The organism is Lihuaxuella thermophila (assembly GCF_900110165.1).
Classification (GTDB): domain Bacteria; phylum Bacillota; class Bacilli; order Thermoactinomycetales; family Thermoactinomycetaceae; genus Lihuaxuella; species Lihuaxuella thermophila.
The window spans coordinates 57812-71708 of the sequence record NZ_FOCQ01000019.1 but is presented as its reverse complement, the minus strand read 5'-3'; the positions used below and the strand labels follow the sequence as shown (position 1 = coordinate 71708).

Annotated in this window: 15 protein-coding genes and 1 pseudogene; 9 read left to right on the top strand and 7 right to left on the bottom strand. The window is 49.4% G+C overall.

The genetic code is table 11. The features are described from left to right. The 3 genes and pseudogenes from BMW55_RS17275 to yfkAB all read right to left on the bottom strand — a co-directional run. Positions 1–128 (bottom strand): annotated as a pseudogene (locus tag BMW55_RS17275) (transposase); the annotation flags it as partial. Positions 129–417: 289 nt separating this feature from the next. Further along, positions 418–1092: a 5,6-dimethylbenzimidazole synthase gene (bluB, locus tag BMW55_RS17270; protein ID WP_089972655.1), complete on the bottom strand. Its 675-nt coding sequence runs from the start codon at positions 1090–1092 to the stop codon at positions 418–420. Between the two features lie 179 nt (positions 1093–1271). Continuing rightward, complete coding sequence (yfkAB, locus tag BMW55_RS17265) at positions 1272–2408, bottom strand: radical SAM/CxCxxxxC motif protein YfkAB (RefSeq protein WP_089972651.1); 1137 nt, start codon at positions 2406–2408, stop codon at positions 1272–1274. Between the two features lie 834 nt (positions 2409–3242). On the opposite strand from yfkAB, the gene BMW55_RS17260 reads away from it, so the two are divergent. From BMW55_RS17260 to BMW55_RS17250, 3 genes are all read left to right on the top strand, one after another. Next, complete coding sequence (locus tag BMW55_RS17260; RefSeq protein ID WP_089972666.1) at positions 3243–3665, top strand: DUF2621 family protein; 423 nt, start codon at positions 3243–3245, stop codon at positions 3663–3665. A 160-nt stretch (positions 3666–3825) separates the two neighbouring features. Next, positions 3826–4032, top strand: a complete 207-nt coding sequence (locus BMW55_RS17255; protein ID WP_089972648.1) for a cold shock domain-containing protein — start codon at positions 3826–3828, stop codon at positions 4030–4032. Positions 4033–4226: 194 nt separating this feature from the next. After that, entirely contained in the window at positions 4227–5144 is a 918-nt protein-coding gene (locus BMW55_RS17250; protein WP_089972644.1) for an RluA family pseudouridine synthase, read from the top strand. Between the two features lie 40 nt (positions 5145–5184). Here the strand turns inward: BMW55_RS17250 and BMW55_RS17245 are convergent, their stop codons facing one another. Together BMW55_RS17245 and BMW55_RS17240 are read right to left on the bottom strand one after the other, a co-directional pair. Next, a complete protein-coding gene (locus BMW55_RS17245) occupies positions 5185–5487 on the bottom strand; it encodes a YunC family protein (RefSeq protein ID WP_089972641.1) in 303 nt (100 codons plus the stop codon). A gap of 83 nt (positions 5488–5570) precedes the next feature. Continuing rightward, positions 5571–5828 carry a DUF6154 family protein gene (locus tag BMW55_RS17240; RefSeq protein WP_089972638.1) on the bottom strand — a complete coding sequence of 86 codons (258 nt, stop codon included), beginning with the start codon at positions 5826–5828 and terminating at the stop codon, positions 5571–5573. 147 nt (positions 5829–5975) lie between these two features. Here BMW55_RS17240 and BMW55_RS17235 point away from each other — a divergent pair, with 147 nt between their 5' ends. Further along, positions 5976–6461: a QueT transporter family protein gene (locus BMW55_RS17235; protein ID WP_089972635.1), complete on the top strand. Its 486-nt coding sequence runs from the start codon at positions 5976–5978 to the stop codon at positions 6459–6461. Positions 6462–6466: 5 nt separating this feature from the next. On the opposite strand, the gene BMW55_RS17230 is transcribed toward BMW55_RS17235, so the two are convergent. Together BMW55_RS17230 and BMW55_RS17225 are read right to left on the bottom strand one after the other, a co-directional pair. After that, positions 6467–7903: a bifunctional metallophosphatase/5'-nucleotidase gene (locus BMW55_RS17230; protein ID WP_089972632.1), complete on the bottom strand. Its 1437-nt coding sequence runs from the start codon at positions 7901–7903 to the stop codon at positions 6467–6469. Positions 7904–8038: 135 nt separating this feature from the next. Further along, positions 8039–8899, bottom strand: a complete 861-nt coding sequence (locus BMW55_RS17225; protein ID WP_089972628.1) for a DUF72 domain-containing protein — start codon at positions 8897–8899, stop codon at positions 8039–8041. 152 nt (positions 8900–9051) lie between these two features. On the opposite strand from BMW55_RS17225, the gene BMW55_RS17220 reads away from it, so the two are divergent. From BMW55_RS17220 to BMW55_RS17195, 5 genes are all read left to right on the top strand, one after another. Continuing rightward, entirely contained in the window at positions 9052–9255 is a 204-nt protein-coding gene (locus tag BMW55_RS17220) for a spore germination protein (RefSeq protein ID WP_089972625.1), read from the top strand. A 370-nt stretch (positions 9256–9625) separates the two neighbouring features. Then, positions 9626–10093 carry a M67 family metallopeptidase gene (locus BMW55_RS17210; RefSeq protein ID WP_089972618.1) on the top strand — a complete coding sequence of 156 codons (468 nt, stop codon included), beginning with the start codon at positions 9626–9628 and terminating at the stop codon, positions 10091–10093. Between the two features lie 15 nt (positions 10094–10108). Continuing rightward, complete coding sequence (locus BMW55_RS17205) at positions 10109–11581, top strand: nicotinate phosphoribosyltransferase (RefSeq protein ID WP_089972615.1); 1473 nt, start codon at positions 10109–10111, stop codon at positions 11579–11581. Positions 11582–11950: 369 nt separating this feature from the next. Then, on the top strand, positions 11951–12853 hold the full coding sequence (locus BMW55_RS17200; RefSeq protein WP_089972612.1) for an aldo/keto reductase: 903 nt from the start codon (positions 11951–11953) through the stop codon (positions 12851–12853). A 657-nt stretch (positions 12854–13510) separates the two neighbouring features. Continuing rightward, a complete protein-coding gene (locus BMW55_RS17195; RefSeq protein ID WP_089972608.1) occupies positions 13511–13810 on the top strand; it encodes a DUF1292 domain-containing protein in 300 nt (99 codons plus the stop codon). Positions 13811–13897: the final 87 nt, after the last annotated feature.

Sequence of the window (13897 nt, the reverse complement as noted above, 5' to 3'; positions counted from 1 at the left end):
CCTTGGTTTTCGCGAATCAGTTTGGTCGATAGCTTATGTAGAAAGTCATGCCTTGCGTTGACAATCTTTTCATGAATCTTTGCCACCTTGATTTTGGCTTTGTGCCCATTCGCCCCCCCTTTTTGACGACATTTCGATTACTTTGAACCGTTCCCAAATTCATCACCTATTGCCAATTTGACAAACATGCATTAGACATGCTCAAGGTATCTGATTGAGGGAACAAAAAAAGCAAAAGATGGTTAGGCTTGCGAGAGGGGGAAAACCATCCCCTCCCTCGCCTGACGCTCGCTCTCATCCCCATAGCTGAAGCCAGGGGTTTTCTCGCTCGCAAAGATATAAGAAAACTCCTTGGCGATCGATCAAAGCCCGGCTCCTCTCTTTCCAGAGAGAAGCCGGGCTGCCAAATGATCTTCTTCACTCCAGTTTGACCGATGTCAATTCCTGTCCCCATTGATTCTCGAACACCAATGATTTCAATTGCTCGCGCGACTTCCAGCCGAGCTCTTCCAGCATGGGCTTTTTGCGGAACTCGACCGGATATCCGATGCATAGATAGGCGACAAGCCGGACCCCTGAAGGAAGTCCCAAAATCTCCTCAACCCTGGAACGGTTGAGAATGCTGACCCAGCCGATCCCAATCCCTTCCGCCCGGGCCGCCAGCCACATGTTTTGAATCGCCAAACAAGTGCTGAACAAATCGGTTTCCGGCATGGGTCCCCGCCCCAAAACAAACGGGGCATCCCGGTTGCGGTCACAGGTAACGGCCATATTGACAGGCGCTTCCATAATCCCTTCCAATTTTAAACGGCTGTACAATTCTTTCCGTTCGTCTTTGGAAAGTTTCCGCAGCTGGTCGGCATTCATTTCTTCAAATGAATCTTTGATTTTTTGACGGATTTCCCGCGAACTGACCATGATAAAATTCCACGGTTGCATAAACCCCACCGACGGCGCATGATGAGCCGCTTCCAAAATCCGTATCAGCGCGTCTTCCGGAACGGATTGACCGGAAAAATGACGAATATCCCGACGGGCACGAATCACGCGATAAACCACTTCCTGCTCCGCTTTGGAAAATGTATCGCTCAAACAAAACGCCTCCCCGCCAGAGAAATGGTTTCCCTACTTTCATTATAGTGATTTGAATCCACGGATATCTATGTCTTCAGTCTATTTTTCTTTTGAAAAGAAAAACCAGCCTTCAGAAACCACTTGAAGACTGGGTGCATTTCCGGATGATGGCACAACCCTTTTCAATAAAACATCTATTAGACTCGCACTTCCGCTTTTGCCTTTCTCGTTGTGAAGTCCCAATCCCGGTAATAAGCATGGGACACCAAAATGTTGGGCCCGGCGCAATGGGCTTCCCGGCAGAAGCAATGATGTTTTTTCGCCACCGGATGCTCCAGCCAGCGATGAAAAATTTCGGTCAGCCGATCATGCATCATGTTACCCAGGGGCGGGACATCGCCAAAGTCCGTGACGATGACGTCTCCGGTAAAAGCATTGATATTGAGCCGGTTCCGTCCATCCGGGTCCTGGCGGACGGTCACGTTTTCCTCACGGTGCAAGCGCAGCCACAGATCGAGATCCTCCTGCTTATCACTGCATGGGAAGAACGGCAACGTTCCGAACAAAATCCAAACGTTCGGGTCCCGGCCGTCCAGAAGCCGCAAAATGGTTGATCGGTATTCATCCAGTGTGAGGAGTGTCATCCCTTTGGCAAAATCACTCGGATAAAGGGGATGCACTTCATGACGGCGGCAGCCCATCTCGGCGATATCCCGGTGCATCTTCACAATGTGCTGGGCAGTAAAGGGACTGAGCAGAGATTCAGCCGATACGAACACACCGTTTTTCGACAGCGTGCGGGCATTCTCTTTCATCCGTTCAAACAGGGTTTCCGCCGCAGACAGGCTGACTTCTTTTCCATACTTTTGAAACGCGATGCGGTAAAAATCATGCGCATCCCGGTAATTATAAGAAATGTGCAACACGTCCAGATCTTCGATCCAATCTTCATAGCGGGACAGAGGCAGCGTCAGGTTGGAATTGAGCTGTGTATAAATGCCTCTCTCCTTGGCATAACGGAGCAGAGGGCGAATCGTTTCATTGACGACACGTGGATGGAGAACCGGTTCCCCTCCGGTAATGCTCAGGGTTTGCAGTGTCTCCACTTCATCCAGGCGGCGAATCAGCTGGTCCACCGGCAAGGGGGACCCTTCTTTTTCCACTAACGCTTCCCCTACAGCACAGTGTTCACACCGCAAGTTACAAAGGTTTGTCACGGTAAATTCCACACTGGTCAATTCATAAAAACTTTTCTCGCTTCGGGTATACCAGGCATCCCAGGGATCCCATGCAGGGGAGATTGGCTTCTTTTCTACGGGTTGTCGTTTCAGCATGCGTATTCCCCCAAATTGATGGATTGAACAAACCTTCGATCGATCGGTTTCTTTTCTCACGGCACACAGACACGACGAAGAGTATACCCCAGCAACATAGTACCGTCAACGCCGTTCCCAAAACCTGATTTCTTGGGAAGCCGTATGGGTGCACATGTTGTTTTGTGTGCAGCTCCGGATGATTTCTCAAAATGCCGGAAGCCTCCCTGTCTCACACCCTTGGGCCCGTGCGCCGGCCGATGTGAAACTGTAAAAGTTGTCATCGTTTTGTTGCTCTATAACCATAACGTAACTGCAAGTTTACATTCACATTACAAATGTGCAAAAACCAAGACAAGCGGGATCAGCCCCATTATAATAAAAAACACAAGAGGTGATTCGGAGGTGCGCCAGATGAACAACGCATCAATCGGTATCTTTAATGCCACGATGATCAGCATCCCGCTCTGGGGAATGATTTACTTTGCGGTACGCCTCTTAATTGGATAGAAAAAACGACAGTTGAAATAGAACCGGGTTTGACATAGAGATGAAAAATTCAAGGGTCGGAGGTTATGAGCCATGAACAATGCAACGATCGGCATCTTCAATGCTACCCTTTTCAGCATTCCGCTCTGGGGTTTCATCTACTTCGCCATCAGACTCTTCGCGTAAACGAAACGCCTTCATCGTCAGCAGGATGGAGGCGTTTTTTATTGTCGTCAATTGCACCGGAATCACTGCGAAGCCGGCAGGAGGGAAAGCCGCCCAAATGCTTGCGCCTTGCCTCCTTCTTTTCACCTCTTATATAATTATCTGTTGAAAGCAGCATCCAAGAGGTGAAAATCGATGCCGATGCCCGAGTGGTTGAAATGGTTTTATCTGCTTTTCTGGATCACGCTGATCGGATTCATGGCGATTGGCGGCTACTTTATGTTCCGCAAGTTTTTAAAAGCCTTGCCGAAAGCAGACGGAAAATCCATCCTGGATTGGCAGGAATATTATATAAAAGAAACTTCCCATTTATGGTCCGATGAGCAGAAAGCACTGTTGAATGATCTGGTCTCCCCCGTTCCGAAATTATTCCGCGATGTGGCCAAACAAAAAATCGCCGGGAAAATCGGCCAATTGGCATTGGAAGCAAAAGCCGACCGCATGACCGAAGAATTGATCATCAAAGGATATATACTGGCTACTCCCAAACGGGACCATAAATGGCTGATCCAGACCCTGCAAAAGAAGAATATAGATCTCACTCCCTATAAACATTTATTTTAACTAACTGTTGAAATTTTTCCCATGGCATGCTATCATGGACATATAGTACGTTAAAAAGTGGGTTTGCAAGTCAAGTTTCATCTTGTGGCCTCTTGTTTTAACAAAAGGTTCAAGTGCTTGAGATTGGTCCGCTTTTTAATGAGTAAAAGGAGGCCCAAGCATGAAGGGTAAAGTAAAATGGTTCAACGCTGAAAAAGGGTATGGCTTCATCGAGCGCGAAGATGGCGGAGATGTATTCGTACACTATTCCGCAATCAAAGGTGAAGGTTTCAAAACCCTTGAAGAAGGCGAAACGGTCGAATTCGACATCGTTGAAGGCGATCGTGGACCTCAATCCGCTAACGTAATCCGTTTGAACCACGTATAAGTAAACCCGAAAACAAGGCGCTTTCCTGAAAAGGAAAGTGCCTTTTCCTTTTTTGACAGCCGCTGGTCATGGAAAAGGATGACGAAACCTCATTCAAGCTATTGGGCAAACCGATCATGGTTTATCTTTGGCACAAAAAGAACTAAACTAAGAAGAAACAGTCTTCAACAAATCACTCAACTGGAGATAACAGGATGAAACAACAAACGTCATCAACAAGTCAATGGATTACTTTTCATGTGACCGAAGAGTGGGACCAAGCCACTGTTGAATCGATTCTCAAAGGACCTTTAATGATCTCGGGCCGCATGTTGAATCGATTAACCCGACGGAAAGGAATTCGCCTCAACGGACGCTCTCCCTGGCTCAAACAAAAAGTGAAGACAGGAGACCGGCTGCAAGTGGCCGTGCGTCCGAAAGAAAAATCAAATGTTCCCTCCAAGCCTGTCCCGCTTGAAATCATCTATGAAGATCCGGATCTTATGGTCATCGACAAACCTGCCGGAGTCGCCGTTCATCCTGTACGGAAAACAGACCGGCACACCCTTGTTCACGGAATTTTGCACGTTTGGCGTCAGCGGGGATATGAGGCGACGGTTCGGCCTGTCCACCGTTTGGACCGCTGGACGTCCGGTCTCATCCTGGTCGCCAAAAACGCCTATATGCACCAACTGTTGGATCGTAAACTCCGACAAAAACAAATCAAACGAAGTTACCTGGCCATCGTCGGCAAACCGCTCCCCGAGCCGGAGGGAACCATTGATCAGTCGATCGGACGGGACCCCGGCCACCCGACACGCCGCCGTGTGACCCCGGAGGGAGATCGTGCCGTCACTCATTACCGGGTTTTGAATCAAAGCGCACAAGGCTCCCTTGTTCAGGTTGAATTGGAGACGGGAAGAACGCACCAGATCCGCGTTCACTTCGCTTACCTGGGTGCTCCCTTGCTGGGAGATTCCCTCTACGGAGGGGACGTTCACCTGATCGGACGGCAAGCCTTGCATTCCGCCCGGCTGTCCTTCCCTCATCCGCTCACGGGAGAAACGATGGAGTTTTCCTCTGCCCTGCCTCCTGAACTGGCGCGAGTGGCCGGACAACTCCAATTGACTTAAAAAACCTTCGGAACCGTTACTCCGAAGGTGTCATTTCCATTTACATCATTTTGAGCAAAGCTTCTCTTCCGGTCATCCCTGCGGTAATTCCCATCGATTCAGCCGTATGGGTGACCGATTCCAGCGGGGCTTCCAACAGCTGCTCCAATGAACGCACGCCCAGGGCTCTGGCGGCAATGATATTCCGGTCAGACAGGCGTTCATTCAACAGCGCAACATCCAACGCCCCGCACATGATATAACCTTTATCTGTCGTGATCACCAAAAGTGTGGTTTTGGGCAGTTTCACCTCAACTCCCAAAACGGTACGCCCTTCAATGTCAATCGGTTTCAGTTGGATCAATTGCGATCCCCCTCCCATGCCGGTAACCATCCAATGATAAGATATGAAAGAGGCCTCAAAAGCGTGAGAGGGATTTCGCATCTTCAGTGAAATTTCGGAGGAACAACCGTTTGCTTCCAATTGGGAAGTTTCCCGTCTTGCACCATCTTCATTTTCAGCATCTCAACCAGGTACACTCCCAGCATTTGAATAATCTCGTCATCACTCATCTGCTCGATGAGTTTCATCACGTCTTCCCGTGACTGCTCTTCCAAGATACTCAGAACAATGGCAACGGCGTCCTCTTCATCATCATTTAACTGATCACGATACAAAGAATATACTTCGTCCACAAAGCTCATCGTGGATTCCTCCTTAACTGCTATGATTTATTTTATCTCAGTTTTTATTTCATTTCGAGAGAGAATCAGAGCCAAATGACAAACTAAATCGTGCCAGCGGGTCAATCGACGAGCCTTTCCATGTTCAGCGACAAGGAGGAAAAAAACATGTCCGCGCGAAAATTGACATCGATCGCCTTCATCGCCGCTGTTTATGCGGTTTTAACTTATGTGTTTGCACCTTTGTCCTATCATTATATCCAATTTCGGATCTCAGAAATGTTAACCGTCCTTCCGTTCCTTACCCCGACCGCCATACCCGGCCTTTTTCTCGGAGCGGTCATCGCCAACCTGGGCAGCCCGCTCGGCATTTATGATGTCATGTTTGGCGGGCTGGCCACTCTCATCGCCGCATGGCTTACCTCCAAAATGCCCAACCGGTGGCTCGCCCCCCTGCCGCCCGTCATCATCAATGCCGTGATCATCGGCATCGAGCTGGGAACCATCGCCGGCATCCCGGGGTTGACCATTCCTTTGGCTATGCTTTGGGTCGGACTGGGGGAGCTTGCCGTCTGTTACCTGCTCGGGATTCCCTTTTTGCTTCTGCTGGAACGCTACCGCGGCCGTATTCCCGGTTTCAACGCGAAAAAATAACCTACTTAAACCACATGCCACCTGTGAACTTCACTTAGCTGGGGAGCATTTGCTTTTTGCAATTGACGGGCCAACAGATCTCTTAAAAATTCGGGCAAAAAGTACTTGATCAGTTTTCCGTCCTTTAACTCCATGTAGCCGGCACCAAATGTAAACATGTCAATGGTGGCGATATCGTATTGCTCATCATCCCGGAGCCTCTTCTCTCCCACGTAAATGGAACGGATTTTTTGGTACGGCCCGGCGTTGGGGTCATAAACGATCCGGAGTCCGGATACGCACATGAAACCCAAAATTTTGCCGCGAAATCCAAATCCGCGAATCGCTTTCTCCATATATTCCTCCATTAATGATTCTTCCAGGGTACGGCGAAGAGCCTGCCCTTGGATCTTGAGCAATACAGGATTAATCGGATGCGGGCAAATCTGGTGAAGCTGCTTGCGGGATACCGGTCCTGCCGGGAGGCTCCCCAACAGTTGCCCGCTGTTCACGATCGCGATCTCGGCCCCCACCCATTCACGCAGGCTATCTGCAAGAAAATTGCCCAGCGGGGATTCTCTTTTCCAGTCGATCGGCAGCGGCTTCGCCAATTTGGCAATCGGACGGGATAAATTTTTTTCTGCCAAGGTTCGGTGTCTGCGGATAATCTCTTGGATTTCGTCTGCCTCACTCACTTCATCAAGCGAGAAGCATTTCCCTTTCATTTCAACGATTTTTTTGCTTGCCGGATCCACTGTCACAGTAATTTTTCCCACATGATGCCCGAACTTTCCGGCCGCGGCAATCAGGGTGGAACCGACCCGTTCGGGAATCTCCAGCAGATGGTGGGTATGAGCCCCGAGAATGATATCGATCCCCGAAACTTGTTCGGCTAATTTACGGTCATTGAAAAGTCCCAGATGAGAAAGAACAATCAGGACATCGACTCGATCTCTCAACTGTTCAACCTTTTGCCTGAGAATAGGAACAGGATCTTGAACTCTCCATCCCATCAATTCATAAACGGTATCATAGGGAATCGTCGCGCCGAGGAAACCGAAACGGATCCCGTCCCGGATCAGAATTTTCCAAGGCGTGAGCCAAGACGGGCTTCGGCCCCAAGCCGCTTCCACGACATTGCTGCTCACGACGGCAAAGGAAGAACCTTCGTAATTGGTTTTCAGTTCTTTGGCTGAAAAAGTAAGCAACTCATTATTTCCGAGGGTGATGAGATCATATCCGGACCTTTCCAAAATCGCCCGGTTGACCAGCCCGTCTGTCCCCTCTGTTTCCAAGCGGACCCGATCCATATGATCCCCGATATCGAGCAAGAATCCCGTTTCTCCCCGCTTTGCCCATTCCTCGCGCATTCTTGTGACAAGGGTGTGGATTTTGGACATTTGCTCTAAGTGGCTGTGTAAATCGTTGGTATGTAAAAGATGAACCTGTCTGACCGGGCTCACAGCGATCCTCCTGACCTGAAGTGTTATTGAGACCGTCAAAGATCATGCGGATAGCCGCTGTCCATGAAACCATCCGGAGAAAAAACGAGCAGGAGATCCACGCTCCTGAATCTTGTTTCATTCCTGTACATCCCACTAAAAGAACTCCAATTGTCTCGGAGCCAGTCCTTTAAAAGTCAGATTCAATCGTTGAATCATTTTTTTCGCGCTGTCGACAGCGTCTCCTTGCGAATTGTTGTTAAAGAGAAGCGTCAACTGTTTTACCTCTTTTTTCAGCTGATGAACCCGCTCCGCCCACTCGGCCAGCTCTTCATCCGAATAGCGGTAAGCGTACCGAACGTCCCGCCAATTGGGCTGTCCCGTGTTGTTCCATCCTTCTCTATTCCGGCCGTGGAAGCGGATGAGGGAAAGCTCCGGATGGGTGACGACCGGCACAATCGGTACAGATCCTTCACCCGCTTGCGGTTCATCGCAAATGACGTGAATCAGCTTCTCCCCTTCCAAGAACTTGAGGGTCCGATCGTGATAGGCCGGGCGAAACCAAGACTGGTTGCGAAACTCGATCGCCATCGGCATATCCATAAATGCCTCCCGCAGACGCCGGATATACTTCACATGTTTCTGCGTGCAATCATACCAGGGAGGAAACTGGAACAGAAGCATGGTCAACTTGCCCGCTTTCACCATCGGTTGAAGGGATGTTTTCATCTCCTCCACCAATTGCGGCCAGCTCCGGACAGGTGCCCGTTCCATCCTTCCGTGACCGGTCAATTCGCGATAAGCTTTGACCACAAAACGGAAAGAGTCAGGTGTTTCCAGTGCCCATCTCTCCATACGCTCGGCTGGAGCAATAGCGTGATAGGTACTGTCTACCTCCACAACCGGGAAATGGCCGGCATAGATCGCCAATTTGTCTCTGGAAGGTGTCCCCGGCGGATAAAGATCGTGATCTCCCCACCCGCAAACACCAACCTGGATCGGGTTGATGGGGTCCATAGATTCATCCGCCTTTCATCATCGTCTATATTTCTTCTATTGTATCATTTTTTAAAAACCACACAAAAACATTGATTTAAATCACGCAGGGTAGACACAGATCCGCCCAGATTTTCATACATTGGAAAATAAAATCGCAAAGGATGACCTACATGAGCACCATGAATCAGATTTTTCGGCTGAAACTGGAAGAAGTGGAGGATTGCAGCTCGATCAATTTTGCCAACACCCTTAATATCGCTCCGGTTGATACATCCAAAACCATCGGGGGTTCATCTCCGATTGGTGATTGCCCCGTCAACATGGATGCAGAACAAAATATATATTGGGATCCGGATGTCATGGATTTGGAGTGAAATTGTTTAGCACATTTGGGTCCATGGATCAGCCGGAGGAGTTCCATCAGACAATCCCCGATTCAGTACGGATGTGACAGGGAACAGATGCAGTTTTGTCTCACTACTTTGAGTCAGTTTGCCTTAACAGAACATCCGTCTCCTCATCCCGAACCGCTCTTGATCACCGGGCTCTCGATGAAATCCGCCCTGGAACCTTCTTCGCTCCCATACAGCGGCAGAGTCGATCCACCGGAAAACAAACTTCTCCGTTCTTCCAATCAACTTTTTTATCGCTAGACCTTTGCCGCATTTTATATCTCCAGACCCTTGCCGCACAGGTGGATCAAATTTATGGCGTAGACTTTTTTCCCCGGCTCGAGATAAAATAATGACAAGTTTAAAAATCGGATTCGACCAAGGTGAGGTGGACTATTTGGTGAAGCCGTCCCATTTATCGATTCGTGCTTCGGTGATCCACCAAATCCGAACCTATTGCTGTGAACGGTTTCCGCTCGAAGGATACGGGATTTTGGCTGGACAAGCGATGGAAATCAGCCATTTCTTCCCGATTCCGTGTCAAACGAATGGCGCTTGCACCTTTGCTTTTGACCCTCGCGTCTATCTCGAAACTTTAAAACGAATGCGCAATGACCAGCTGGATTGGATCGGAATCGTTCATTCCCACCCCCTCACCAATGCCTTTCCATCCGCGCGCGACCTGAAAAACTGGCACTTTTCGGACAAAAGCTGCTGGATTTTCTCTTGGAAAGATTCGGATTACCAGCTTTCCGCTTACTATATTCATCAAAATAAAGTGATTCCCATCATGTACGAAATCATTGGAACTACCTACTGAGACAGGGGTTATTCTATGCTGAAGTCACCTGAGATTTCCGCTCTGCACACCGACAAATACCAGATCACGATGATGTATGCTCACTGGAAAAACGGGTCTCATGGAAACCGGCGGGCTTTTGATCTTTATTTCCGCTCGTTGCCGTTTGGCAATGGTTATGCTGTCTTTGCCGGGTTAGAACGGGCGATTCGCTATCTGGAAGAGCTTCGGTTTACCGAAGAAGATATCGAGTACCTCCAGTCGCTGGGCGAAGGATTTGATCCCGCCTTTTTTGACATGCTCCGGAACTTCCGTTTTACCGGTGATCTGTATTCAGTCCCTGAGGGTTCGATCGTGTTTCCGGAAGAGCCGCTCGTTCGCCTGGAGGGTTCCGTATTTGAATTGCAACTGATCGAGACGGCTTTGCTCAACTTTATCGGCTATCAAACCCTGATCGCCACCAAAGCCGCCCGCATTCGTCATGTCGCCGGTAACGATGTGCTGATGGAATTTGGAACGAGGCGGGCCCAAGAGAGAGATGCTGCCGTGTGGGGAGCGCGGGCCGCGTATATCGGCGGCTTTGACGCCACATCCAACACATTCGCCGGACAGAAGTTTGGCATTCCCACACTGGGAACCCATGCCCACTCCTGGGTGCAGGATTTCGCCAGCGAACTGGAAGCTTTCCGCGCATTTGTGAAAGCCTTCCCCGATCAGGCCATCCTGCTCGTGGATACATATGACACACTGAAAAGCGGGATCCCCCATGCCATCCAAGTGGGGCTGGAGCTGAAGAAACAGGGAAAAAGTCTAGTCGGCATCCGTCTGGACAGCGGCGACCTCGCTTACCTGTCCAAACAAGCCCGAAAAATGCTGGACGCGGCGGGATTAACGGAAACACGTATCGTTGCTTCCAGCGACCTGGATGAATTCACGATCCTCAACTTAAAAGCCCAGGGAGCCAAAATCGATTCCTGGGGAGTCGGCACGAAGCTCATTACCGCTTATGACCAGCCCGCCCTGGGGGCTGTTTATAAAATGGTGGCCCGCTGGGAAAACGGAAAGTGGGAACCGACGATCAAAATCTCCTCCAATCCGGCCAAGATCACCACACCCGGCCGCAAAGCGGTCTACCGGATCATCGACAATCAATCGGGTAAAGCACGCGCCGATCTCATTACAACGGTGGATGAAACGATTGACGAGAGCAAACCGTTAACCTTGTTCCACCCGTTGCAAACCTTTAAGCGGAAAAAAGTAAAAAATTTCAGGGCTGTCCCCTTGCTGAAACCGGTTTTCATACAGGGAAAAAACATCTACCAACTTCCCTCGCTCAGCGAGATCAGGAGCTTTCACCAGTCGCAACTCTCGCTGTTCTGGGAAGAGTATTTGCGCATTCTCAATCCCGAAGAATATCCGGTCGACCTTTCCCAGAAGCTCTGGGATACAAAACAAAATCTGCTTCAGACCATCTATCAATCGATCAAGAAGGAAAACGGCGGATCATGATCCCAAGACTGCAGCATAAAAAGGAAGCGGCAGTCCTTTGCTGCACGTTTTCCGGTTTTCTGATCCAAGGTTCAGCAGGCGAATCAATGACACAGAAGTCAATTTCCGGGGTAGAGGACGGTAAACCAGTCAAATGCTTCAAACTTGGGCATGACCAGCATTCAATTTGAATTTGGCCGGAAACTCGGGTGAAATCCACTTCATTCACTTAAAATACTGATGAAAAAAGAAGGAGGCCAGCGCTTCCTTCTTTCTTTTTTGTTTGAATTTATTGTTGTTTACACTGTCGCATTTGTTAAAATGGGTATCATGGCCATGCTTTTTGCCGCCTGGTCTTCCATCATCCCTTCTGAGGAGTGAACTTGATCGATGGAAACAGTAAAATTGGCATCGGACTTGAGCTTTTCGCGAATCATCCTGGGACTGATGCGCCTCAACCAGTGGGGCTTTGATGAAACCGAGCTGATCCGATTCACGGAACAGTGTTTGGAGCAAGGCATCACCACCTTCGACCTGGCCGACATTTACGGCGATTACACGTGCGAATCCATCTTCGGCCAAGTGTTGAAGCAAAAACCGATCCTCCGGGACCGGATGCAAATCGTCACCAAGTGCGGCATCTGCATGCGCTCCGATAAATATCCCGATCGCCGGGTCAAATATTACGACACCAGCAAAGAACATATTCTCGCATCCGTGGACAACTCGCTCCGCCACTTGCAAACCGATTATATCGATCTTCTCTTGATCCATCGCCCGGACCCGATGATCGATCCGGAAGAAGTGGCCGAAGCGTTTGCCCATTTGAAAAAAGTAGGGAAAGTGCGCCATTTCGGCGTTTCCAACTTCACTCCCTCGCAATTCCGCATGATTTCCGCATATGTGGAGATGCCTTTGGTGACCAACCAGATCGAAATGTCCGTCCTTCACGTGGAACCTTTCTTCGATGGAACGATGGATCAGTGCCTGGAAAAACGGATTCCGCCGATGGCGTGGTCTCCGCTCGCCGGCGGCCGGATTTTCAGCGCCGCGGATGAGCAGTCGCTCCGCACCCGCGAGGCGCTGGTCCAAGTGGGCAAAGAATTGGGGGACTTCTCCCTGGATCAGCTCATGCTCGCATGGCTGTTGCGCCATCCCGGCCGCATCATGCCCATCATCGGAACCGGCCGTTGGGACCGGATCCTCTCAGCCGTCCAGTCCTTGGCCATTCCGATGACCCGCATGCAATGGTTCCAGATTCTCGAAGCTTCCAGGGGGCGACAAGTCGATTGATTCCCGGGACGCTTGAACCATTTTAAAATGTTCACCCGTGTAAATGGAAACCATCCATCACCGTGATAAAGCTGGCCGTAATGACCAGCTTTTTCTATTCAAACGGATTAACCGAATTCAGGAGCATGTTTGGAGATCTCGTTCTTCTCGATCTTCATAGATTTATATTTGAATAGGTGTGAAAACGGATGAAAAATACATTACCGATTCTCGTAGGCGTGATAGTTTTAAGTGTGTTAACCATAGTCATATTGGGATTAGTCGGATTTTTTAGTTATGAAATGGTTCCCTCGAATCCAAAGTAAGGGCTCCTTCTTTGTGATACAGGCAATGATCGAACAAGATATTTTTTGTCTCAGGTCATCAAGATGCCGTTCCGGACACTGCGAGAATTTCTCTCATGACCGCTCCCCTGAATAAGGCTCATATACGTAACGTCAGCAATTTGAACGGATCAACATGGAAACTCCCGGTGCACGAAAGTCCGGATCGAGATGAGAAAAAAACGGATGGCCTGAAATACGATTGGGCCCATCTGCTTCCTGATCCACAGACCGTCCCAATCGGATCTCTTTGAATCAATCCCGTCTCCTTAGTATAATAGCGAGAGTAGCACCCCCATTCGGTTTTCAGCCCAGTATAAAAGGAGATTGGCTCATGCCCCTGCATATTGAACCTGAATACATCAAAATCCCCACAGATGAGGGAACAGAAGAAACCTTTGAGATCTTGTTTACCTTCGACCATGAGGAAACCGGACGGAAATACATGTTTCTCACACCCGTCGATGCGCCGGTGGAGTCGGAATCTGCCGATCGGGAAGTGATCGCGTTTCGTTACAGCTGGGACGAAGCCGGCGGGTTCCAGCTCGAATTGATCGATGAGGATAATGAAGAAGAATGGAAGCTGGTACAGGATGCCTTTAACGCCATGATGGAATTGGATAACGATGCATGAACGACAGGCCCGGACCAACCATCCGCGGCCTGTTTTTTCACGCGCTTGATCTATGAATGATTCACCAGGAATGTTGCAAAATAATGC

Coding starts and splice junctions, on each gene's coding strand:
- BMW55_RS17195 (WP_089972608.1), top strand. CDS start 13,511: ATGCCCCTGCATATTGAACCTGAATACATCAAAATCCCCACAGATGAG.
- BMW55_RS17210 (WP_089972618.1), top strand. CDS start 9,626: ATGACAAGTTTAAAAATCGGATTCGACCAAGGTGAGGTGGACTATTTG.
- BMW55_RS17200 (WP_089972612.1), top strand. CDS start 11,951: ATGGAAACAGTAAAATTGGCATCGGACTTGAGCTTTTCGCGAATCATC.
- BMW55_RS17240 (WP_089972638.1), bottom strand. CDS start 5,828: ATGAGCTTTGTGGACGAAGTATATTCTTTGTATCGTGATCAGTTAAAT.
- BMW55_RS17260 (WP_089972666.1), top strand. CDS start 3,243: ATGCCCGAGTGGTTGAAATGGTTTTATCTGCTTTTCTGGATCACGCTG.
- BMW55_RS17205 (WP_089972615.1), top strand. CDS start 10,109: ATGCTGAAGTCACCTGAGATTTCCGCTCTGCACACCGACAAATACCAG.
- BMW55_RS17225 (WP_089972628.1), bottom strand. CDS start 8,899: ATGGACCCCATCAACCCGATCCAGGTTGGTGTTTGCGGGTGGGGAGAT.
- yfkAB (WP_089972651.1), bottom strand. CDS start 2,408: ATGCTGAAACGACAACCCGTAGAAAAGAAGCCAATCTCCCCTGCATGG.
- BMW55_RS17255 (WP_089972648.1), top strand. CDS start 3,826: ATGAAGGGTAAAGTAAAATGGTTCAACGCTGAAAAAGGGTATGGCTTC.
- BMW55_RS17235 (WP_089972635.1), top strand. CDS start 5,976: ATGTCCGCGCGAAAATTGACATCGATCGCCTTCATCGCCGCTGTTTAT.
- BMW55_RS17250 (WP_089972644.1), top strand. CDS start 4,227: ATGAAACAACAAACGTCATCAACAAGTCAATGGATTACTTTTCATGTG.
- BMW55_RS17220 (WP_089972625.1), top strand. CDS start 9,052: ATGAGCACCATGAATCAGATTTTTCGGCTGAAACTGGAAGAAGTGGAG.